Here is a 22,477-nt window from a genome sequence, read left to right as displayed (position 1 = left end):
GGGAACTATGGATAGCAATATCGGAATCTGGATCGTGCTGCTGGTCCTGATCGTCTTCGTCGTGATCGTGCTCGTCCGCGCCGTGCGGATCATCCCGCAGGCACGGGCGGGCGTCGTGGAACGGCTGGGCAAGTACCAGCGCACGCTGAACCCCGGGTTGACCATCCTGATCCCCTTCGTGGACCGGCTGCTGCCGCTGCTGGATCTGCGCGAACAGGTCGTGTCCTTTCCCCCGCAGCCGGTCATCACCGAAGACAACCTGGTGGTCTCCATCGACACCGTCGTCTACTTCCAGGTGACCGATGCCCGCGCCGCGACCTATGAGATCGCCAACTACATCCAGGCAGTGGAGCAATTGACCACCACCACGCTCCGCAACGTGGTGGGCGGCCTGAACCTGGAAGAGGCGCTCACCTCACGCGACCAGATCAACGGCCAGCTCCGCGGCGTCCTGGACGAGGCGACCGGGCGCTGGGGCATCCGCGTCTCCCGCGTGGAACTCAAGGCGATTGACCCGCCCCACTCCATCCAGGACTCCATGGAAAAGCAGATGCGGGCCGAGCGCGACCGCCGGGCGGCCATCCTGACGGCCGAAGGCACCAAACAGTCCCAGATCCTGACGGCCGAAGGCCAGCGCCAGGCGGCCATCCTCGCCGCCGAAGGCGACGCCAAGGCAGCGATCCTGCGTGCCGACGGCGAGGCCCAGGCAATCCAGAAGGTGTTCGACGCCATCCACAAGGGCAACCCCACGCAGAAGCTGCTGGCCTACCAGTACCTGCAGACGCTGCCCAAGATCGCCGAAGGCGAGTCGAACAAGCTCTGGATCATCCCCAGCGAGGTGGGCGAGGCGCTCAAGGGCATCGGCAGCCTGCTGGGAACGGCCACCCCGGACAGCGAGACGGCCCCGGCCGGCTCAACAATCGGCAGCGAGCTGCGCGGCTGACACAGCAGAAAACAGGCACGGGGCCGGGAGCCCGGAGCGTCAGCCGGTCGGATGCTCCGCGCCCCTGCTTCGGTTTACCCGGGACCGCCGCCCGGACTATAATGGGTGGTTTGCCGGGAAGTTGCCGCCTACAACCATCCTTGACGCAGGCGGGATTCGCGTTATCATCGCGGCCGGGAACAGACGGCCGCCCGCCGACGTTGAGAGTGTTAGCGAGCCATCGCGGACGCGGTCCAGCCGCCGGTCCGCCACAAGACAAGAGGGAGAGATCATGAGCGATCGTAGCCTGCGGGGTATGCGCCTCGGAGCGCAGAGCATGGAGACTGAATCCGGTGTTGAACCGGCTCCGCGCCAGCGCGTTGAGTACCGTTGCGAGGACGGCGAGCAGGTGTTCGTGACCTTTGCCGCAGAAGCCGAGATCCCCCCGGTATGGGTTTCCAAGTCGGGGAAGGAAGCACTCCTGGTCAACGGAGAAAAGCCCGTCGACCCGAATGCCAAGCCGGTGCGCACCCACTGGGACATGCTGCTGGAACGCCGCAGCGTTGAGGAGCTCGAACAGATCCTCGAGGACCGCCTGACCAAGCTGCGCGAACGCCGCGGGGAACGGCGCACGGCTTAAGGCCTGACCGCCCCGTCCTTAAAGAGAGGGAGCGCGCCCGCCGGGGCGCGCTCCCTCTCTTTGTGCCGTGGGGTTGTGTACGGTCGCGGTCAGCCTTTGCGGGCGCGGAGTCTCCGCCACTTGTCCGCGATCCCCCACTTGGTGACCAGCAGTATGGACTCCAGCACGATGCCGCCGCTCATTTTCGAGTCGCCGTATTCGCGTTCGACGAAGGTGATCGGCACTTCACGGACCGCCAGTCCTGCCTTCAGCGTCTGCCAGGTGAGGTCGATCTGGAAGCAGTAACCAACCGATTCCACGCTGTCGAGATCGATGGCGCGCAGGGTCCCGGCCTTGAAAGCGTTGAAGCCGCCGGTGATGTCGCGGATAGCCACGCCGAGCATGAGCCGGGAGTACAGGCTGCCGGCCAACGAGATGGCCTTGCGGTGGAGTGGCCAGTTGACGACCTTCCCGCCCGGAATCCACCGCGAGCCCTTGACCATGTCCGCGCCGCCATCGAGTGCGCCCAGTAACCTGGTCAGCTCCTCGGGCTGGTGTGAGCCGTCGGCGTCCATCTCCACCAGGACGTCGTACCCGGCGTCAAGCCCCCAGCGAAAGCCGGCGATGTAGGCGGCGCCCAGCCCCGCTTTCCCTTCGCGGTGGAGGACATGGATGGCGGAGTCATCGGCCGCCAGCCGATCGGCCAAGGTTCCGGTGCCATCCGGGGAATTGTCGTCGACCACCAGGATGTCCGAGCCGGGTACGGCGGTGCGGAGGCGGGCTACTGTCTTCGGGAGGGACTCGATCTCGTTGTACGTCGGGATGATGGTGACGACCCGCACTCAGTGGCCTTTCGAACGTTGTGCTGCAAACCGCAGATTTCCTCGTGCCGGAGATACCCGGAGGCTTCCGCATCGACGGTCCAGTATAGGCCATGAGTTTGTACCGGAGGCCGGCGGGCACGCCCGGCCGCGCGGCCTGAAGGTGAAAGGAAGGGTAGGTCCACACGCCTTCGGGCCACGAAAGCAAACCTGTGGGGGAACGCAGACATGTTTTCTACTGACGTGCGGACCTACCCCGGAAGTGCCGGTTCGTCAAGGGACGTCGGGCGCAACCGCCCGCAGGCAGGTGCCGCCAGCAGCCTCTCTCCCCGGCACGGACCGGTATCCGCGAAGAAATACCGGCCCATTGAGAGTTCAGCCTACTGGTTGTGCGGGATGTGTCAATACCGCTCTGACCTGCGGTTTTGTCCATACCTGCACGTCAGAGCGGGGCTCCCGGCGGTCGAAAGTTCTCGAAATCAAACAAATCGTTCAGATTTTTCCGCGACCGCCGAAAACGGAACTACCTCAGGAGCCGTCATAAATGGTTACTCCATTCATCACCGTGCGGACACACACCGGCAACCTGCCGCTGTCCAGAGAGGGCAGCATCGGCGTGCCCGCACGCGCATCGGTGCTCCAAGCGGACACCCGCGAGTCGGGAGTCTGGATGGAGAGTTCGTCCGCGTCCCAGACGGCGAACGTCGCGGGAGTACCCGGAGCCAGCTGGCCCTCCATGGGGTTCCGTTCGCCCGCAGCCCGCCAACCGGCCCTGGTGTGCGCCAGGAACGCCGCCCGGGCGGAGATCTGCTCGGACCGGTTATGGTGCTCCAGGCACGCCTTCACGGCGGCCCACGGGCTTTGTTCCGTGACCGGGGCGTCGGACCCGATCGCGACCGGAACGCCCGCAGTCTGCAACGTTCCCACGGCGTTCATGGCGAGTGCAGACTCGGCGCCCAGCCGCGTGGCATACATGCCTTCCGCCCCGCCCCAATAGGCGTCGAAGAGCGGCTGCATGCTGGCGGTCACCCCGTGCCGGAGCATCCGCTCCAGGGCACCCTCGGGCACCATTTCCACATGTTCAAGGCGCGGGCGGGCCGAACGTACCGCAGCGTCCCCGACGCGTTCGGCGGCCAGGTCCAGGGCGTCAAGCACCCGCAGCAACCCGGCATCGCCAATCACGTGGAAACCCGCCTGGATGCCCTGCTTCGCCGTCAGTTCCACATGCCGCGCCGCAGCCTCGGTGTCGAGATAGAGCGTCCCGTGCTCCCCCGGGAGGTCGGCGTAGCCCGCACTGACGGCCGCCGAATGCGATCCGACGGACCCGTCCATGGTCAGGTCCCCGCCCAGCCCCCGCAGGCGGCCGGAGAAGTAGTGCACCGTTTCCTTGACCTGTTCGGCGGAGGTCATCAGCTCCCCCCAATACGGCAAGATCCTCGGCCCGGGCTCGGCATCGCCGAGTTCGAGCAGCGCCAGCAGGTCCTCGGCGGGACCCAGCTGCGGGGCGGCCATTTCCGTGACGGCGACGTACCCGCGGGACGCAGCGTGCCGCAGGGCCAGCCGCTGGAGCTCTTCGCGCCGGCCGGATGCAGGGATCTGGACCGCGGCCCGGGCCCGTGCAAGGGCCGGCCCGCTGGCCGTCCCGGTCTCCGACCAGCCGGGCAACTCCGAGAGCGACAGGCGGGTCGCCAGCGCGGCCGAGACGGCCGCGGAATGGACATCCACCCGCGTCAGGAAGACATCCGCCCCGCCCGACGCGCGATCCAGTTCGGCGGCGGAGGGGGCGCGGTTCTCGGGCCAGCGGGTTTCGTCCCAACCGTGGCCCAGGACGGGGCCGCCGTCCTGCCGGGAAGCGGCGGCGACGGCGTCGAGCAGTTCCACCAGCGACGCGCAGCCGGTCAGGTCGAGCGAGGACAGGGCGAGCCCCGTCTGCGTCACGTGGGCGTGCGCGTCCACGAAACCGGGCGCCACCAGGCGTCCATCGAGGTCGACCACGCGCATGCTGCCGTCCGCGATGGACGTCGCGGCGTGCTCCGACCCGATCCAGGCCACGGTGCCGCCGTCGACGAGCATCGCCGTGGCATACGGGTCGGCGGCGCTGTAGACGCTGCCGTTGCGGTACAGCGTAAGGCCCGTGGCAGCGGGCAGGACAGATTCGCTCATGGAAATCCTTTCAGAAGGTGGTGTGCGCGCGGTAGCCGGGCTATTCGGCCACGGCGGCGTAGGCGACGACGCCCCGGCGGACCAAGCCAATGGCTTGCCTGCCGCGGGCCGCGAGCTGAGGATCGAGGGCGGGCACTTTGATCAGCTGGTCCAGCAGGTCGATCACCTGCTTGGCCCACCGGACAAAGTCGCCGGCGGCGAGGTCCGTGCCCTTGAGCGCGGTCTGCAGGGACCGGCCGCTGGCCCACTTGTACATCGGCCAGGCGAGTCCCAGCTCCGGCTCGCCGGTGAGCGGCAGCCGGTGCTGTTCCTCAAGATCGGTCAGCTGCGACCATTCACGGACGGCGATCATGACCGACGCTTCCATGGCGGCCGAGGGCATCTTGGGCCGGATGCCAGCCTCTTCCCGCTTGGCCTGGTACACGAGGCAGGACACGAAGGCCGCAAGTTCCGCGGCAGTGAGCCCGGCGAAGGCGTCCTGCTCCAGGCACAGCGCCACCAGCAGGTCACGGTCGCCGTAGATGCGCCGCAGCCGTTCCCCGGCGGGGCTGATGGCAACACCGTCGCCGCCGGTCTCCAAGTAGCCATAGCTGTCCAGCACCTGGCAGACCCGGTCGAAGGTCTTGGCGATGGTGTTGGTGCGGCCCTGGATCTGCGTCACCAGCTGGTCGGTTTCCTTGCGGAGGTTCCACCAGCGCTCCGCCCAGCGGGCATGGTCTTCCCGGTCGCTGCAGCCGTGGCAGGGGTGGGCCTTGAGCTTGCGGCGCAGGTCGTTGATCTGCCGCTCGGCCTGTGTCCCGCCGGGGACGATGAAGTCACGGTGCTCGCTCCCCCGCCGCGGCGGGCGCTTGTCGTGCAGGGCATTGCGCAGCGAGGACGCCAGATCGCGGCGTTCCTTGGGGCTGCGCGCGTTGAATGTCTTGGGGATCCGGATGGTGGAGAGTACCTCCACCGGGCCCTGGAAGTCGTCGACGGAAATGCGGCGGATGTGCTTTTCCTGGGTCAGCACCGTGGGGCGGGGCTCGCGGGCGGCTTCGTCCCGGTCCAGCACCACGGCATAGCCGAGGTTCCGGCCCGCCGAAATATCGATGATATCGCCGCGGCGCAGGCGGTCCAGGGACGATGCCGCCGCCGAGCGCAGGTGCCGGGACTGGGTGCGGGAGGCGCGTTTCTCGACCTCGTTCAGGTCCCGGCGCAGGCGGGCGTATTCGTTGAAGTCGCCCAGGTGGCAGCTCATGGCCTTCTCGTAGCCGGCCAGCGACTCTTCCCGGCTGCGCACCTGCTTGGCCAGGCCCACCACGGAGCGGTCGGCCTGGAACTGCGCGAACGAGGTTTCCAGGATCTCCCGGGCCGGGCCGCGGCCAAACTGCGCGATCAGGTTGATGCTCATGTTGTAGGTGGGCCGGAAACTGGAGTTCAGCGGATACGTCCGCCGCGACGCCAGGCCGGCTACGGCTCCCGGATCCGTGCCGGGCTGCCAGAGCACCACGGCATGGCCTTCGACGTCGATGCCCCGCCTGCCGGCGCGGCCGGTGAGTTGCGTGTACTCCCCTGCCGTGATGTCGACGTGCGCCTCGCCGTTGAACTTGTCCAGTTTCTCCAGCACCACCGTCCGCGCCGGCATGTTGACGCCCAGCGCCAGCGTCTCCGTGGCGAAAACGGCGCGGACCAGGTTGTCGGCGAAGAGCTTCTCGACCACTTCCTTGAACGTCGGCAGCATGCCGGCGTGGTGGGCGGAAAAGCCGCGGGACAGTCCTTCGCGCCAGGTCCAAAAGCCCAGCACGTCCAGGTCCTCTTCGGCTATGTCCTGCACGGCCTCGTCCACGCGGCGGACGATGACGGCGCGTTCCTTTTCCGTGGTGAGCAGCAACCCGGATTCCAGGCACTGCTTCACGGCGGCGTCGCAGCCGTTGCGGGAGAAAATGAACGTGATGGCCGGCAGCAGTCCCTCGCTGTCGAGCTTGGCGATGACCTGCGGCCGGCTGGCGCGCCGAATCCGGGTCAGCGCCTGCCGCGGGGGTTCGGGCGCGCGCCGCCCGCGCCGGCCGCCGGAACGGCCCCAGTTGGCGCTGCGGTTGAGCCGGTGCTCGGCCGACGCCAGTTTCAAGAGTTCGGGGTTCACCTCGTAGGCGCGGCCGCTGCCGGTGCCGGATTCCTGCGCGGTTTCGTCGAAGGCGACGTCGCCGGCGAAAAGATCGAACAGGTCCGAGCCGACCATGACGTGCTGCCACAGCGGCACCGGGCGGTGCTCGGACACCACCACGTCGGTGTCGCCGCGGACGGTGTCCAACCAGGCGCCGAACTCCTCCGCGTTCGAGACGGTCGCGGACAGTGAGACCAACTGCACGTCGTCGGGCAGATGGATGATGACCTCTTCCCACACGGCGCCGCGGAACCGGTCGGCCAGGTAGTGGACTTCGTCCATCACCACATAGGCCAGGTCCAGGAGGGTGTCGGAATTGGCGTACAGCATGTTCCGCAATACCTCGGTGGTCATCACCACCACGTCCGCGTGCGGATTGACCGAGGTGTCCCCGGTGAGCAGCCCCACCCGCTCCGCGCCGTAGGTAGCCACCAATTCGTTGTACTTCTGGTTGCTCAGGGCCTTGATCGGCGTCGTATAGAACGCCTTGAGTCCCCGCTGCAGGGCCATGTAGACGGCAAACTCGCCGACGACGGTCTTGCCGGCGCCGGTAGGGGCCGCAACCAGGACGCCGCGGCCGCGCTCCAGGGCCTCGCACGCCTCGCGCTGGAAGGGGTCGAGTTCGAATCCGAGCCTCTGGCTGAACGAGTACAGCCGGGTCTTGGAGAAGGCCACCCGTTCGGCGGCCGCAAGGTAGCGTTCGGAGGGGGAACTCATAGCAAAAGCCTATCCGCTTAAATCCGCCGGCCCGATGGGTGCCGCCGGCCCCTGGCCGGGCCGCAGCCTATTTGGCTCCGTCCTGCTCCGGGTTGTCGGCCTTCAGCTGATCGAGCGGCGTGGCCTGGTCGACGCCGGCGGCTACTTCCGCTTCACGGACCTTGCGCCGCTTGTCCCGGCGCTTGTCGTTGAGCAGGCTGATGCCGGTTGCCACGAAGAACAACGCCAGCAAGGGGGCCGCCAGCAGGAACATGGACATGGCATCCGGGCCGGGGGCGGCCATCGCCGCCACCAGGCAGACCACGAACACCACGATCCGCCAGCTCTTGATCACGCGGCGGCCGGACAGCAGGCCGGCGAAATTCAGCCCCACCAACACCACGGGGAGCAGGAACGCGATGCCGAGGGAGAGGAACATCCGCATCACGAACGTCAGGTAGTCGGTGGCCAGGATCTGGTTCACGCCGCCTTCCGGCGTGAACATGGTCAGCACCTTGACGATCTCCGGGAGCACGATCCAGCCGAAGTAGATCCCCAGCAGGAACAGCGGCACGGCGGCGACCATGAAGCCGAGCGTGTAGCGGCGTTCCTTGGTCTTCAGGCCGGGCGTGATGAAGGCCCACACCTGGTAGATCCACACCGGGGAGCTGACCAGCAGCCCCAGGAAGATGGAGACCTGGATTTTCAGGTCGAACGGAGATCCGACACTGCCGTAGTTGATTTCCGCGCGCCGGCCCTCTTCCGCCGAGATTTCCATCAGCGGTGCCTGGACGGCGACCATCACGGGGTCGTACAGGAACCAGCCGGCGACCGCGCCGAGCAGGACGGCAATGCCGGAAACGATGAGCCGGTTGCGGAGTTCTTTCAGATGGGCCTTGAGCGGCATCCGCCCCTCAGGGTTGGCCTTCCGGCCTTTCTTACCGGCCACGGCCCTTACTGCTGGTGCGGCGATGGGGATCCGCCGTTCGCATTCGGCTGCTGTCCGCGGTTGTCAGTGTTGTTCCGCGGCGGGTTGACCACGCGGCCCTCGACGGGTTCCGAGTCCGGGGCGGCGGTGGACGCGTCGTCGTCCTTCATCTGCTTCACCTCGGACTTGAAGATCCGCATGGACTGGCCCAGGCTCCGGGCAAGGCCCGGCAGCTTCGGTGCGCCAAAGAGCAGCAGCACAATGATCACCAGAATAATGATGGTCCAGGGGTTATCGAAGAGTCGTCCCATGCGTGGTTCCTTTCGTCTAGTCCATCCTATGCCATCGGCGGGTCAGGACAGCCGCAGATCTCGGAGGGACTGCCGCTGGCCGCGGGCGGCGCGCCGGGCGAATCTGCGCTGCCTCCGCTCCTCGCGCCGCCGCTCCTTGCCCTGGACGTATTCCTCCTTGAGTACCGCGGAGTCGGCGAAGAGTGCCAGCCGGGGGCGGTGCGGGTCGGCGGGCTGCCGTTCCGTTTGGAGTCCGCCGGCCAGCCGGTCGGCCGCCGCCTCGAATTCACGCAAAGTTCGCATGAACTGGCGGAAAATGCGCCAGCCGAGCAGGGCGATGAACACGAGGGCCAGCGCACAGAGGGCAACCCAGAGCAGGATCCAGAACCAAAGGGGCATGCTGTCCACTCTAGCTTCCGGCCGAAGCCGGGGCCGCGCTGTAGGCCTCCAGCGCCTGCCGCAGCCATTCCCGGGTCTGGCCGGCCGCCTCCGCCGGTTCCAGCACGGCCACTTCGCCGCCGTGGCGTGCCGCCAGGCCGGGCAGCACCGCCGTGCTGGACAGCCGGATTTCGGCTGCGAGCGAACCGTCGGCAAGGACCGCGCGGCGCCGGGCGTTGTATTGGTCGGCCAGTTCGGCCAGGCGCTCGGAGATCCGCAGCACCACCACCTGGTCCGTCTCCTGCGGGGTGAACAGGCTGTCGGGGAATTCGCTGCTCCGTTCGGCCGGCGGCTCAAAGTGCTCGGCGGTGGCGGCCAGGGAGCGCATGCGGTCTACCCGGAACTGCCGCACGGCCTGCTGGCGGTGGCACCAGGCCTCGGTGTACCAGTGGCCGTCCACGGCGAAGACCCGGAGCGGATCGATCCGGCGGTTCGTCATCTCATCCCGGGACGGCACGAGGTAGTCGATGTCCACGCTGCGCCGGGCGGCCGCGGCTTCCTGCAGCGCGAGCACCTCGGGCGTGCTGTCCTCGGCCGCCAGATCCGCGGCGATGGCCGTGTGGCGGGCGGCAACTCCGCCGGCCGCCGCCAGCAGCTTGCTGAGCGCGCTGCGCAGGGCGGGCTGCTCCCCCACCCCGGGCACGGTCTCGAGGGCCTGCAGGCCGACCACCAGCGAGAGCGCCTCGTCCAGGCTCAGGCGCACCGGCTTGTCGATCTCGTCGGCATTGTTGATGGAGATGGTGCCGTCTTCCCAGAAGGCTTCGATGAGCTGGTCCGGGCCGTAGCCGGGAGTCCCGCAGACGAACAGCAGGTTCAGGTCCTTGATCAGCTGGTTCTTGCCGATCTTGAACTTCTCGGCGGTGGCGTCCAGCGGCACCCCCGGATTCGCCGTGACGTAGGAGACCAGGTCCAGCAGCCGCGGCAGATGGTCCAGGGACCCCGTCTTCCGTGCCGGCCGTGAGCTGTCCTCCAGCAGGGTGTACGACGGCGGTGCCTGGGTGGCGGCGGCCAGGGCGCCTTCCAGCCGGCGCACCACGGCGCCGCGCAGCTCGTCCGGACCCTGGACCAGGGCGTTGGCGCCGTGCGAGGCAATTTCCTCCGCCAGCACCTCCGCGTCGCCGTAGCCAAGCGTGACGGCGTCCCAGCCCGCCGGCGGCCGGACGTCCTCGGCGGGTGCGGCGGCCGCACGCAGCGAGTTGGCCTTGTCCTGCCGGAGCAGGAGGACGGCGGTCCCGTTGTCCTCCGGCGCCTGCAGCCCGTCCAGCACCGTGCGCATGGCGAAGCCTTCCGGGATGCTGTAGGTCCCGTTCAGCTTCTTGATGGTGGAGGTGATCCTGGACAGCCGGAAGGTGCGCTGGGCGTCCCGGTCCAGGTCGCGGCCGGCCAGGTACCAGTGGCCGTAGCGGTTGCCCAGCCCCCAGGGCTCCACCCGCCGCGGCTGCGGCCGGCCGTCTTTGGGCGACCGGTAGTCGAAGGAGACCGGGGTGTGGTCCAACACCGCCTTGAGCAGCGGTTCGAAGGCCGGCTCCGCGGTGCGGATCCGCGGTTCAACCCCGATCAGTGGATCGCCGTCGGCCAGGGCTCCGTGCACGTCGAGCCGGCGGACGGCCCGGGCGGCTGCCGACCCCAGCGAGGCCTGCTGCCACAAGCGGGAGGCCAGCGAGAGCACCGCGCTCTCCCGGGCGGTGAAGTGGAGTTCCGGCAACCGGTACTTGTGCCGGTCGATCCGGTACCGCAGCCCGCTGTTGTCGTTTTCGTAGAGCGTGTCGTCCGGGAACGTCTCCACCGGGATGCCCATTTCCCGCAGGTCCTCTTTGTCCCGCTCGAACAGCCGGTTGAAGGCGTCGTCGCTGGTCGCCTCGCGATACGGCGGGATCAGCGCGCGCAGCTCCTCCTTGCTGTAGCCCCGGCGGCGTTCCAGCAGCGCGATCAGCAGGTTGAGGAGTCGTTCGGTCTTGGAGGCGGACATAGTTGAAACGTTACTGGCTGGAGGGTTTCGGGGTGAAGTCAACGCCGAAGGGGCGGAGTAACGATGAACTAACGTTCTCCGTCGCTCCGCCCCCTGCTGCCGGTCGGGCTCAGCGGACGCCGAGCAGGTCCACCACGAAGATCAGCGATTCGCCCGGCGCGATCGCGGACCCGGCGCCGCGGTCGCCGTACGCGAGGTGCGCCGGGATCTCCAGCCGGCGGCGGCCGCCCACCTTCATGCCCAGCAGGCCCTGGTCCCAGCCCTGGATGACCTGGCCGACGCCAACGCGGAAGTCCAGCGGTGCGCCGCGGTTCCACGATGCGTCGAACTCTTCACCGGTGGACCAGGCGACGCCCACGTAGTGGGTGGACACGGTGTCGCCGGCCTTGGCCTCGGCACCGTCTCCCACGATGATGTCTTCGATCACCAGGTCCTGCGGGGTTTCGGTCCCCGGGAAGTCGATCTCGGGTTTGGTGCGGGCGTATTCGCGCTTGCCAAAAGACATGCTGAACCTCTCTTGCTTGACGTGTATCTGTTGCTGCGTCGGCTACGTTACCGCACGGTGCGGCGGCATCCCTTACCGGACGTCCGTCAGCTCCACATAGAAGATGAGGTCACCCACGGCATCTCCCTGGCCCTGGACGTAGGCCAGTTCGGTGGGAATGGACAGCATGACCTTCGAGCCTTCCTTCAGGCCGGTCAAACCCTTGGTCCAGCCTTCGATGACGCCGTCCAGCGGGAATTCGGTCGCCTCCCCGCGGGAGAAGCTGGAATCAAATTCGGTGCCCTCGGCCCAGTTCCACCCGGCGTAGTTCGCCTTCACTGTGCTGGTTTCGGTGGCTTCCTTGCCGTCGCCTTCTTCGATGACCTTCACGATGAGGTTGTCCGGGGCGTCGTTGCCTTCCGGGATCTTGACCGAGGGGACGCCCTCGTCGTCGAGCGTGATCTCGGGCAGTTTGCCGGCCTTCTCCAGCTCGGCGACCTCGGCGGCGTCGGCCTTGACGCCCTTGTCCTTGACATCCTGCACGGTCAGGAACAGCAGTTGCGGGTTCTGGGCGGGCGCGGAAGCACCGGCATCCGCCGGCGGCTGGACGTAGTAGGCGATTTCGCTGCCCGGGTTGGAACCGAGCAGCGCCTCGTACAGGGCGGGGTCGGCGGTCTCGAAGCCCTCGCTCAGTTCCACCGTCTGGTCGGCCAGCCCGGAGTAGGTCTCGCCGAGCTGTTCCCCGGTGACGGCGTCCTTGGCCAGCAGCCGGTAGCGGATCCACTGGCCCGCGGCAGCACCGTCCCCCTCGCCTTCGGTGATGACTTCGGCCCGGGATTCGGGCAGTTCCAGCGGCGCGGCGAATTCGACGGCGGGGGCGGCGCCCTCGGCGCCGGAGGTCACGGAGATGTCATCCAGGCTGTCCGAACCCGAATCGCCGTTGCCGCCGCACGCGGTGAGCAGCAGGGCGGCCGGCAGGAGGATGGAGAGTATTTTGCGCACAATCGACTTTCTTATCGCGGAACTTGCGGGCACGGGACATTCTCGCAGAGAAATCTGGTGATCCGCTTGGAATACGGGGCGGAGGTCACAAGGTGGCGAGCAGCGCCTCGACCCTGGGGTCCTCGCTTTTGAACGGATCCTTGCAGAGGATGGTCTGCTGGGAGCGGTCGTTGAGCTTCAGGTGGACCCAGTCGACCGTGAAGTCGCGGCCGTTTTCCCGGGCCGCGCGGACGAAGTCGCCGCGCAGCTTGGCGCGGGTGGTCTGCGGCGGCCGGTCCACGGCGTCCTTGACGTCCTGTTCCTCCACCACCCGGGCCACCTCCCCACGTGCCTGCAGCAGGTGGTAGAGGCCGCGCCGGCTGGAGATGTCGTGGTAGGTCAGATCCACCTGCGCGATACGCGGGTGATCCAGGTCGATGGCCTGGCGGTCCATGATCCGGTTGATCAGCCGCTTCTTGATGGCCCAGTCGATCTCCCGCTCGATGCCGCGGTGGTCGCCCGATGCGACGGCCGCCAGGGTCCGTTCCCACAAATCGAGGATGCGTTCCACGTGCGGGCTGTGCGCCCCGTTGGCCTGGACGAACCCGCGCGCCTTGGCCAGGTATTCCTGCTGCATGGCCAGTGCGGACATCTCCCGCCCGCTGGCCAGCTTCAGCGGCCTGCGGCCGGTCAGGTCGTGCGAGATGTCCCGGATGCTGCGGATCGGGTTTTCCAGCCGGAGGTCACGCATGATGACCCCTGCTTCGATCATCCGCAGGAGCAGGTCCACCGTCCCGACCTTGAGCATGGTGGTGGACTCGGACATGTTTGAGTCGCCGTTGATGACATGCAGCCGCCGGTAGTACTCGGCGTCTGCGTGCGGTTCGTCCCTCGTGTTGATGATCGGCCGCGACCGGGTGGTGGCGGACGAGACGCCCTCCCAAATGTGGTCGGCGCGCTGGGAGAAGGCGAAGATGGAGCCGTTCTGCGTCTTGAGCACCTTGCCGGCGCCGACCAGGATCTGCCGCGTGACCAGGAACGGGATCATGATGTCGGCCAGCCGGGAGAATTCCAGTTTGCGCGGGATCAGGTAGTTTTCGTGGCTGCCGTAGGAATTCCCGGCAGAATCGGTGTTGTTCTTGAACAGGTAGACGCTGCCGCCGAAGCCCTCCCGCGCCAGGCGCTCCTGGGCTTCGTTCATCAGGTCTTCGAGGATCAGTTCCCCCGCTCGGTCCTGCGCCACCAGTTGGGCGACGTCGTCGCATTCCGCGGTCGCGTACTCGGGATGGGACCCGACGTCCAGGTACAGCCGGGACCCGTTGGTCAGGAACACGTTGGACGACCTGCCCCACGTGACCACCTTGCGGAAGAGGTAGCGGGCCACCTCTTCGGGCGAGAGCGGGCGCGAATCCGGCGCCGAATAGGAAATGCCGAATTCGGTCTCGATCCCGAAGATGCGTCGGTCCATGGCTAGCCGTCCATTCCCTCGCCTAATATCCGGTGCAGTTCAGCGGTCGGCAACCGGCGGAAGGCGCGCCGGCTCCCCCGGGTGGACAGCGGGTCGCGGTCCAGGACGGCGACTTCCAGGCCCTCGGGACGCAGTTCCCTGCCCTGCCCCGCGTCCTGCTCGCCGGTCCCGCCGGACAGGGCGGCCACCGCCGCGCGGACCGCGTCCGAAAAGTCCCGGTCCGCGGCCGGGTTGCCGCGCAGCCTCTCGCCCACCGCCTCGGCCGAACCGCCCATCACCACGAAGCCGCGTTCGTCGGCGATGGACCCGTCGAAGGTCAGCCGGAACAGCCGGTCGTCGCCCGGCGTATCGCCGACCTCGGCGACGGCAAGCTCCACTTCGAACGGCTTGCTGTCGGCGGTGAACACGGCGCCCAGGCTTTGCGCGTACACGCTGGCGAGGCCACGGCCGGTAACGTCGTCCCGGTCGTAGGAGTAGCCGCGCACGTCGGCGTAGCGGACCCCGGCCTGGCGCAGGCTTTCGAACTCGTTGTATTTGCCGACCGCGGCGAACGCGATCCGGTCGTAGATTTCCCCGATCTTGTGCAGCGCCGGCGAGGGGTTTTCGGCGACCAGCGCGATTCCCTCGGAGCAGCTGAGCACCACCACGGAACGGCCCCGGGCGATGCCTTTCCGGGCGAAGTCCGCCCGGTCCTTCATCAGCTGTTCGGGCGAGACGTAGAACTGCTGCGTCATGCTCACGCCTCCCGTCCGGCCACGGCGCGCGCGCCGATGACGGCCTCGGACGTGGAGGCGAGTTCCCGGTCCGGGATCCGGCGGGCGCCGGCGGCGTTGACGGTGTAGATCACGGGCCACACCTGCCGGACGGCATCCGGTCCCCCGGTCGCCGAGTCGTCGTCGGCGGCGTCGTACAGGGCTTCGACGGCCACCCGGACCGCCGCCGCTTCCTCCAGGTTCGGCTGCCAGAGCTTCTTCAGCGCCCCGCGGGCAAAGACCGATCCGGACCCTACGCTGTGGTGCTCCTGCTCCTCGTAGCGTCCGCCCGTGACATCGTAGGAGAACAGCCGGCCAACCCGCCGCTCGGCATCGAAACCGGCGAAGAGCGGAATGACCGCGAGGCCCTGCATCGCCATGGGCAGGTTCGACCGGATCATCGCGCCCAGTCGGTTGGCCTTGCCGTCGAGGCTGAGCAGTGTGCCTTCGATCTTCTCGTAGTGCTCGAGTTCCACCTGGAAGAGCCGCGTGATGTCCAGGGCGATGCCGGCGGTGCCGGCGATGCCCAGCAGCGAATGGGAATCGGCCGGAAAGACCTTTTCAATGTGCCGGCTGGCAATCAGGTTGCCCATGGTTGCCCGCCGGTCGCCGGCCATGAGCACGCCGCCGGCGAACGTCATCGACACGATGGTGGTGCCGTGGGGCACCATCGGTGCCGCCCCCGCCGGCAGTTGCTGGGCCCCCCGGGCGCCCGGCAGCAGATCCGGGGCGGTGCGCGCCAGATACTCGCTGAAGGAGGCGGTGGCTGAATGGGAAATGTGGGCGAAAACCGAGCCCGGACCGCCGGCCGGCATGTCCATCAATTACTGGCCGCCCTTCTGCACGAAACCGCGCACGAATTCTTCCGCGTTCTGTTCCAGCACGCCGTCGATCTCGTCCAGCAGATCGTCCGTGCCTTCGGTCTCGGCCTGCGCGGCGGGTGCGGCGGCAGGCTCGGGCGTGGGCTCGTCGTCGTACTCTTCGTCGTCGCGGCGCGAGTCCACGTTCTTGCGGTCCTGGGTTGCCATGATGGCCTCCTTCTGGTGGGACGATCGACTCTGTCCTAGTGCTTATGTTGCCACGTGGGGCTCGTCCGCGGGGCCCAGCAACGCCGTGATGAACTCCTCTGCCGACGAAGCTTCCTCGAAGAGCCTGCCGGTCAGCGCGCGGTTGCCGCGCAACGGCTCGCGGGTGGGGATGCGCTGCAGCCGGCGCCGGTCTGGAAGATCGAAAATCACCGAGTCCCAGCTGGCCCCGACGACCTCGCGGGGGAAGTGTTGAATGCACTTGCCGCGGAAGTAGGCCCTGGTGTCCTCGGGTGGCTCGCCCACGGCGGCGTCGATCTGGGCGTCCGAGAGCAGCCGGCGGATCCGGCCGCGTGCGGCCAGGCGGTGGTAGAGGCCCTTCTCGGGCCGCACATCGGCATATTGCAGGTCGATCAGGCCCAGGCGCGGGTCGCCCCACTCCATGCCGTCCCGGTCCCGGTAGGCCTGCAGCAGTTTGAGCTTGGCCACCCAATCCAGTTGGTCGGCGGCGTCCATCGGGTCCCGGCGGAGCGTGTCCAGCACCGCAGCCCAGCGCCGCAGCACGTCCGCGGTCTGGCCGCTGTCGGTCCCGTGCCGGCGGCAATGCTCCACCGCTGCCTGCAGGTAGATCTCCTGCAGGTCCAGGCCGGTGACCATGCTGCCGTCCTTGAGCGCGACCTTCTGCTGCAGGGAGGGGTCGTGGCTGATCGCCTGCAGCGCCTGCACCGGGTCGGCCAGCTGGACGTCCGGTACCTCGCCGTGTTCGATCATGGACAGCACGACGGAGGTGGTGCCCATCTTCAAAAAAATCGACACCTCGCTCAGGTTCGCGTCGCCGATGATCACGTGCAGCCGCCGGTACTTGTCCGCGACCGCGTGCGGTTCGTCCCGGGTGTTGATGATGGGCCGCCGGATGGTGGTCTCCAACCCCACTTCGGCCTCGAAGAAGTCCGCGCGCTGGCTGACCTGGTAGCCAGGGGTGCGGCCGTTGCTGCCCAGCCCCACCCGCCCGGCACCGCACACGACCTGCCGGGACACGAAAAACGGAATCAAGCCGGTGACAATCCGGTTGAACGGCACGCTGCGCGGCATCAGGTAGTTTTCGTGCGCGCCGTAGGAGACCGACTTGTTGTCGGTGTTGTTCTTGTACAGGTTCACCGGCGGGAATCCCGGCGTGGCGGCGATCCTGCGCATCGCGGCGAGCACGACGGCGTCGCCCGCCTTGTCCCAGCGCACCGCATCCAGCGGGTTGGTCACCTCGGGCGAGGAATATTCCGGATGGGCGTGGTCCACGTACAGCCGGGCCCCGTTGCTGAGCACCATGTTCATGAGCACGCCGGAGGATTCGTCCGTGTAGAACTCGTTGCCGGCCGCGCGGCCGCCGGCCAGCGCTATCTGCTCGGCGTCGAGGATCGGCGGGACATCGGTGAGCTGGGATGGGTCCGCCTGGTCACGCGACAGGTCGAATCCGCGGGCATCGTGCAGCGGCTCCTCGTCGGTGTAATCCCACCGGGTGCCGGCCAGGTTCCCCAGGCCCTTCCGCATGGTCGCCGCGTACGCGTTGATCACCTGCGAGGAGAGCACCGTGGAGTTGGCCAGGGGTTCGCCGGGAGCATGGATGCCATACTCCGTCTCCGAACCCATCACGCGATAGACGCTCACAGGTACTGCCCGGTGTTGGACATCGTTTCGATGGCCTTGCCGGCCTCCTGCCCGGCCTTGCCCTGCACGATCGTGCGGATGTAGGTGATCCGTTCGCCCTTCTTGCCGGAAATCCGGGCCCAGTCGTCCGGATTGGTGGTGTTGGGGAGGTCCTCGTGCTCGCGGAATTCGTCCACCACGGCGCTGAGCAGATGCTCGATCCGCAGGCCCTTCTGCTGGTTGGTCAGCAGGTCCTTGATGGCGTTCTTCTTGGCCCGGTCCACCACGTTCTGGATGACGGCGCCGGAATTGAAGTCCTTGAAGTAGAGCATTTCCGTGTCGCCGCTGGCGTAGGTGACTTCCAGGTACTCGTTCGACTTGTCGGTGGAGTACATTTCCTCGACCGTGCGCTGGATCATCGCGTCGATGGTCGCCTTGCGGTCCTGCCCGTGCTCGGCGAGGTCCTCGGCATGGATGGGGAGGTTGGTGGTGAGGTACTTGGCGAAGATGTCCGCGGCCGCCTCGGCGTCGGGCCGGTGGATCTTGATCTTCACGTCCAGCCGGCCGGGGCGCAGGATGGCCGGGTCGATCATGTCCTCGCGGTTGGAGGCGCCGATGACGATCACGTTCTCCAGCTTCTCGACGCCGTCGATTTCGGACAGCAGCTGCGGCACGATGGTCGTTTCGACGTCGGACGAGACGCCGGTGCCGCGGGTGCGGAACAGCGAATCCATTTCGTCGAAGAAGACCACCACCGGGCTGCCGTCGGATGCCTTCTCGCGTGCCCGGGCGAAAATCAGCCGGATGTGCCGCTCGGTCTCGCCCACGTACTTGTCCAGCAGTTCCGGTCCCTTGATGTTCAGGAAGTAGCTGCGGGTGTCCGTGCCGCTGCGCTCGATGGCCTTGGCGGCCAGGGAGTTGGCCACGGCCTTGGCGATCAGCGTCTTGCCGCAGCCGGGAGGGCCGTAGAGCAGGATGCCCTTGGGGGCCTTCAGGCCGTGCTCGCGGTACAGGTCGGGATGCAGGAAGGGAAGCTCGACGGCGTCGCGGATCTGGTCGATCTGCGGGCCCAGGCCGCCGATGTCCTCGTAGGAGATGTCCGGCACCTCCTCGAGGATGAGGTTCTCCACCTCGCTGCGCGGAATCTTCTCCAGCGCGTAACCGCTGCGGGCGTCGATGGACACGGCGTCGCCGACCCGGAGCCGTTCGGTCCGCAGGGCGCCGGACAGCTTGACAACCCGTTCCTCGTCGGCCCGTCCGACCACCAGGACGCGGTCGCCGTCGAGCATTTCCTTGATGGTGACCAGCTCGCCGGAGCGCTCGAAGCCGAGCGCGGCGATCACTGTGAGCGACTCGTTGAGCAGGACTTCCTGGCCGGGGGCGAGGTGGTCCATCTTCACCAGGGGGCTGACCGCGACGCGCAGCTTGCGCCCGGACTGCACGATGTCGACGCTCTCCTGCACCACGGCAGCGTTGCTCGTGCCGGGCCGCGGCCGCTGCGCCTTGTTGACCTGGGTGATGGTCGCGAAGCTGAAGGGGGTTTCGCCGTCGCGTTCGAGGGCGGACTTAAGCCGGACGATTTCGCTCTTCGCGGTCTCGAGCGTGGACACGAGGCGGGAATTGTTTTGGGTGGCCGCGGCCAACTGCTTGTCCAGGTGGCGGAGTTTGTCGCGCAGGACGTTGATCTGGCGCTGGGCGACCGTCAACGCGTCACGCTGGTCGTCCTGCCGTTCAGCCGGTGCCGGTTGGTTGTTCTGGTTCTGGTCGTTCATCACCGCGACCTGCTTCCGTGATCGGTTCCTTCCCTAGACACTAACCGGCCCCCGCCCCGGCTGCACCTGTCTACGAAAGAAAACGCCAAACCGAGACATCTTGTTCCGATGCCCCCACGGAAGCGGCCCGCGCCCCGCCCTCAGTCGGTTTCGGGGTTGATGTCCTTGAACGCTCCGCGTTGCACGGTGGAGGCGGCATCCTTGGCAGCGCGGCGCAGCCGGCGGTCGGACACGGTCCGCTCCCCCAGTGCCTCGGCATTCCAATCCTCCTCGTTGCCGGTCCACGCCTGCACGTCCTCGGCGGCGAAGCCGGTCTTGGACGGACGGCGCTTGGGCGTCAGGCCCGTCTCGCCGCCGGCCAGCCGGCGGGCCGTGAGCAGGAAACCGGTGTGCGCCACCATGCGGTGGTCGGGCCGGACGGCCAGGCCCTCCAGGTGCCAGCCGCGGACCATCGACTCCCAGCCGTCGGGCTCGGTGAACCGGCCGTCGGCCCGGATCGCCTCGGCAGTACGTGACAATTGCGTAACGGTCGCGACGTAGCTGATCCAGACGCCGCCGGGCGCCAGCACCGTCGCCACCGCGTCCAGGCACTCCCACGGCGCCAGCATGTCCAGCACCACCCGGTCCACGCTGCCGGGCTCCTCGGCTTTGACAACTTCGTCCTGGAAATCTCCCAGCGAGATCTGCCAGGCGGGGTGCGGCCCGCCGAAGAACGTTTCCACGTTGCCGCGGGCAACGTCGGCAAATTCCTCGCGCCGCTCGAACGAGTGCAGCCGTCCGCCGTCGCCCACGGCGCGCAGCAGCGAGATGCTCAGGGCACCCGAGCCGACCCCGGCCTCCACCACCCGGGCGCCCGGGAAGATGTCCGCCATGGTCACGATCTGGGCGGCGTCCTTGGGGTAGACCACGGCGGCGCCGCGCGGCATGGAGAGCACGAAGTCCGAAAGCAGCGGGCGCAGGGCCTGGTACCGGTGGCCCACCGTGTTTGCCACGACCGTGCCCTCTTGCCGTCCGATCACCTCGTCATGCGGCAGGAAGCCCTTGTGCGTATGGAACGCGCCACCGGGCGTCAGGGTGATGGTGTTCATCCGGCCCTTTTCGTCCGTGAGCTGGACCCGTTCCCCGGGCCGGAACGGCCCGCGTCGCTGGTCGGCGCCGTGCGCGCTGGTGGTGGAGCTCATGCGTGGGATCACTTCCGGTCGTTGTGTGTGCGGCCGCGGCGGTGTGTGCCGGGCCGGTTCGTCGATTGTATTCCGGCCGGCGGCCGGGTTCCCGGCGCCGACCGGCGGGATCAGAGCCTGCCGGCCTTGCCGGTGATGGCGCGGACCACCGTGCTTTGCTGGAGCACCCCGGTGACGCGGCCCTCGCCGTCGATCACGGCGTACTCGCTGCCGGCCAGCCGGGCCAGGTACTGCACCAGCTCCTGGCCGGCAGCCGCCTCCGGCACGTAGGCCCCCGGCGCCAGAGCCCGGGAGACGGCCGCGGCGGGAGTCCGGGGGGCGGCCGGCGGCGGCACCTGGTCCAGCGCCGTGCGGTCCACGACTGCTTCGGGCTGGCCGGTCGCGGCGGTGAGCACCACGGAGAGCCCGGGGTGCCCCTGGATCAGCTGCCGCACCTGATCCACCGTGGCGGTGGACGGCAGCGACGCGGCCGGAAGCTTGAGCTGCCCGGCGCTGACGGACGGCAGCCGCAAGCGCATCCGGGCGTGCGAGATGGCCGAGCTGGCGCCCATCCAGAGGAAACCGCACACCAGCACCATGAGCACCACCAGCTGGAGGTCCGGCGTGCCGCCACGCAGCAACGGGACGCCGATCACGCCGATCACCAGCAGCACCACGATGGCGCGGCCGGCCCAGCCCGCTGCCACGGTCCCCTTTTCCTGGCTGCCGGTCGCCTTCCAGACGGCGGTCTCCACCAGACGCCCGCCGTCCAACGGGAGCCCCGGAAGGATATTGAAGACGGCCACCAGGAAGTTGGCCCAGATGAAGATGTCGGTCAGCAGGAACGGAATCGGTTCGCCGCGGAACAGCGGCAGAACGAGCATGCCGGCGCCGGCCAGCGCGAAGTTGGCCACGGGCCCGGACAAGGCCACCAGCAGGGACTTGCCCGGCGTGGCGTTGAAGTTGTCGAACTGTGTGTGGCCGCCCCAGAGATTGAGCACGATCTTGGCCGACGGCCACCGGAAGGTCCGGGCCGTCAGGGCGTGGGCGAGTTCGTGCACCAGCACCGAGAACAGCAGCAGCAGCGCGTAACCGAACGCCACGGCGTACGCTCCCACGCCGATCTCCGGCATCAGGCGCTGCACCTGGGGGCCGAAGATCAGCACGATGAAGGCGGCGATCACGAACCAGGACCAGGCCAGGACCACCGGGACGCCGAACATGCGGCCCAGGGGAATGCCTTCGCTGCGTTCCTTTTCCTCGGCCGGCCGGGGGGTTTGCGTGCTCATACTCCTGCTTCCTGGGCGGCGCCCACCAGGACGCCCTCCACGTCCGCCAGGCCCTTTCCGGCCAGGCTGTCCCAGTGCGGGCGCCCCGGTGCCGGCGGAACGGGCACGACGTGTGGGATGGCCACGGTCACGAGGCCGGCGGCTTCGGCGGAGGCAACCCCGGGAACCGAGTCTTCCAGCGCCACGACGTACTGCTTGTCGGCGCCGGGCAGGTGGCCGCTAAGCCAGTCGAAGGCCTGCTGGTACGGTTCCGGGTCCGGCTTGCCGCGCGTGACCATGTCACCGGTGACGACGTGGCGGAAGCTGCCCTCGGGCAGCGCCCTGACCACTTCGGCGGCGAGCTTGGTCTCGCTCATGGTCACCAGGACCGACGGAATGCCTGCCCCGGCCAGCTCCGCGAGCAACTCCCGTGCGCCGGGGCGCCACGGGATGCGCCCGCGGACGCGTTCGGTCACGGCGTCGATCAGCCGGTCGACAATCTCGCGGATGCCCAGTTCGACGCCGGCCTGCTGCAGCACGGCGGCGGATGTCTCCAGCGCATTGCCCACCAGCTTTTTGCCCAGTTCGTCGTCCCACACCCCGCCGAACGAAGCAACCAATTCGGTTTCGGCTTCGATCCAGTACGGCTCGGTGTCGACGAGCGTTCCGTCCATGTCCCAGAAAACGGCCTGCAGGCCGGACGACGGATGGCTGGACGCAGCGGGGGAAGGGGAAATTTCGGGCATGCATCCAGTCTACGGGCCCTTCCTGCCCGGCCCCGGCATCGGCCCCATCACGGGCTCCGGCACGGGGCTACGGCACCGGAATCGGGGGCTATGCTGGGCGCGAATCGAATGTCGGCTCACTGACAAGCCGTGCCGGGAGGATTAGGGTGAAACCGTGAGTACTCAGGACAGTGGCGACCTGCCCACGGAAG

At 67.9% G+C, this 22,477-nt stretch carries 20 protein-coding genes; 2 read left to right on the top strand and 18 right to left on the bottom strand.

The annotated features are described in order from the left end of the window. The first annotated feature begins 7 nt into the window (after positions 1-7). Positions 8-943 carry an SPFH domain-containing protein gene (locus tag AC5RVV_RS01795; protein WP_493999729.1) on the top strand — a complete coding sequence of 312 codons (936 nt, stop codon included), beginning with the start codon at positions 8-10 and terminating at the stop codon, positions 941-943. A gap of 271 nt (positions 944-1,214) precedes the next feature. Then, complete coding sequence (locus tag AC5RVV_RS01790) at positions 1,215-1,562, top strand: RNA polymerase-binding protein RbpA (protein WP_493978444.1); 348 nt, start codon at positions 1,215-1,217, stop codon at positions 1,560-1,562. An 89-nt stretch (positions 1,563-1,651) separates the two neighbouring features. Here AC5RVV_RS01790 and AC5RVV_RS01785 read toward each other — a convergent pair whose 3' ends face one another. From AC5RVV_RS01785 to AC5RVV_RS01700, 18 genes are all read right to left on the bottom strand, one after another. Continuing rightward, entirely contained in the window at positions 1,652-2,383 is a 732-nt protein-coding gene (locus tag AC5RVV_RS01785) for a polyprenol monophosphomannose synthase (protein WP_493999728.1), read from the bottom strand. Positions 2,384-2,890: 507 nt separating this feature from the next. Then, positions 2,891-4,525 (bottom strand): amidohydrolase, encoded by a 1,635-nt coding sequence (locus tag AC5RVV_RS01780; RefSeq protein ID WP_493999727.1) that lies wholly within the window; start codon positions 4,523-4,525, stop codon positions 2,891-2,893. 40 nt (positions 4,526-4,565) lie between these two features. Next, a complete protein-coding gene (locus AC5RVV_RS01775) occupies positions 4,566-7,385 on the bottom strand; it encodes a DEAD/DEAH box helicase (RefSeq protein WP_493999726.1) in 2,820 nt (939 codons plus the stop codon). Between the two features lie 67 nt (positions 7,386-7,452). Continuing rightward, positions 7,453-8,313 (bottom strand): twin-arginine translocase subunit TatC, encoded by an 861-nt coding sequence (tatC, locus tag AC5RVV_RS01770; protein WP_493999725.1) that lies wholly within the window; start codon positions 8,311-8,313, stop codon positions 7,453-7,455. Between the two features lie 5 nt (positions 8,314-8,318). Then, positions 8,319-8,603: a Sec-independent protein translocase subunit TatA gene (gene tatA / locus AC5RVV_RS01765; RefSeq protein WP_493999724.1), complete on the bottom strand. Its 285-nt coding sequence runs from the start codon at positions 8,601-8,603 to the stop codon at positions 8,319-8,321. Positions 8,604-8,645: 42 nt separating this feature from the next. Then, entirely contained in the window at positions 8,646-8,981 is a 336-nt protein-coding gene (locus AC5RVV_RS01760) for a hypothetical protein (protein ID WP_493999723.1), read from the bottom strand. A 10-nt stretch (positions 8,982-8,991) separates the two neighbouring features. Beyond that, a complete protein-coding gene (locus tag AC5RVV_RS01755) occupies positions 8,992-10,989 on the bottom strand; it encodes a helix-turn-helix transcriptional regulator (protein WP_493999722.1) in 1,998 nt (665 codons plus the stop codon). Between the two features lie 109 nt (positions 10,990-11,098). Continuing rightward, positions 11,099-11,494 carry an FKBP-type peptidyl-prolyl cis-trans isomerase gene (locus AC5RVV_RS01750; RefSeq protein ID WP_493999721.1) on the bottom strand — a complete coding sequence of 132 codons (396 nt, stop codon included), beginning with the start codon at positions 11,492-11,494 and terminating at the stop codon, positions 11,099-11,101. 72 nt (positions 11,495-11,566) lie between these two features. Beyond that, complete coding sequence (locus tag AC5RVV_RS01745; protein ID WP_493999720.1) at positions 11,567-12,475, bottom strand: FKBP-type peptidyl-prolyl cis-trans isomerase; 909 nt, start codon at positions 12,473-12,475, stop codon at positions 11,567-11,569. An 85-nt stretch (positions 12,476-12,560) separates the two neighbouring features. Next, complete coding sequence (gene pafA, locus AC5RVV_RS01740) at positions 12,561-13,922, bottom strand: Pup--protein ligase (protein WP_493999719.1); 1,362 nt, start codon at positions 13,920-13,922, stop codon at positions 12,561-12,563. Positions 13,923-13,924: 2 nt separating this feature from the next. Beyond that, on the bottom strand, positions 13,925-14,656 hold the full coding sequence (prcA, locus tag AC5RVV_RS01735) for a proteasome subunit alpha (protein WP_493999718.1): 732 nt from the start codon (positions 14,654-14,656) through the stop codon (positions 13,925-13,927). 2 nt (positions 14,657-14,658) lie between these two features. After that, positions 14,659-15,495 (bottom strand): proteasome subunit beta, encoded by an 837-nt coding sequence (prcB, locus tag AC5RVV_RS01730; protein WP_494001256.1) that lies wholly within the window; start codon positions 15,493-15,495, stop codon positions 14,659-14,661. 3 nt (positions 15,496-15,498) lie between these two features. Beyond that, positions 15,499-15,702 carry a ubiquitin-like protein Pup gene (locus AC5RVV_RS01725; protein WP_493978456.1) on the bottom strand — a complete coding sequence of 68 codons (204 nt, stop codon included), beginning with the start codon at positions 15,700-15,702 and terminating at the stop codon, positions 15,499-15,501. Between the two features lie 42 nt (positions 15,703-15,744). Further along, a complete protein-coding gene (gene dop, locus AC5RVV_RS01720; RefSeq protein ID WP_494001255.1) occupies positions 15,745-17,343 on the bottom strand; it encodes a depupylase/deamidase Dop in 1,599 nt (532 codons plus the stop codon). Between the two features lie 14 nt (positions 17,344-17,357). Further along, positions 17,358-19,046, bottom strand: coding sequence for a proteasome ATPase (gene arc, locus AC5RVV_RS01715; RefSeq protein WP_493978557.1), 1,689 nt, complete (start codon positions 19,044-19,046; stop codon positions 17,358-17,360). Between the two features lie 206 nt (positions 19,047-19,252). Continuing rightward, on the bottom strand, positions 19,253-20,293 hold the full coding sequence (locus AC5RVV_RS01710; protein WP_493999717.1) for a tRNA (adenine-N1)-methyltransferase: 1,041 nt from the start codon (positions 20,291-20,293) through the stop codon (positions 19,253-19,255). Between the two features lie 110 nt (positions 20,294-20,403). Beyond that, complete coding sequence (locus tag AC5RVV_RS01705; protein WP_493999716.1) at positions 20,404-21,561, bottom strand: site-2 protease family protein; 1,158 nt, start codon at positions 21,559-21,561, stop codon at positions 20,404-20,406. Next, positions 21,558-22,286 (bottom strand): HAD family hydrolase, encoded by a 729-nt coding sequence (locus tag AC5RVV_RS01700; RefSeq protein WP_493999715.1) that lies wholly within the window; start codon positions 22,284-22,286, stop codon positions 21,558-21,560. Before AC5RVV_RS01700 ends, AC5RVV_RS01705 begins: the two co-directional genes overlap by 4 nt. Between the last annotated feature and the right edge of the window lie 191 nt (positions 22,287-22,477).

The sequence above is a fragment of the Arthrobacter sp. MDT2-34-1 genome, from assembly GCF_059091365.1.
The sequence above is the reverse complement of the archived record's forward strand: the minus strand, read 5'-3'. Positions and strand labels throughout refer to the sequence as shown.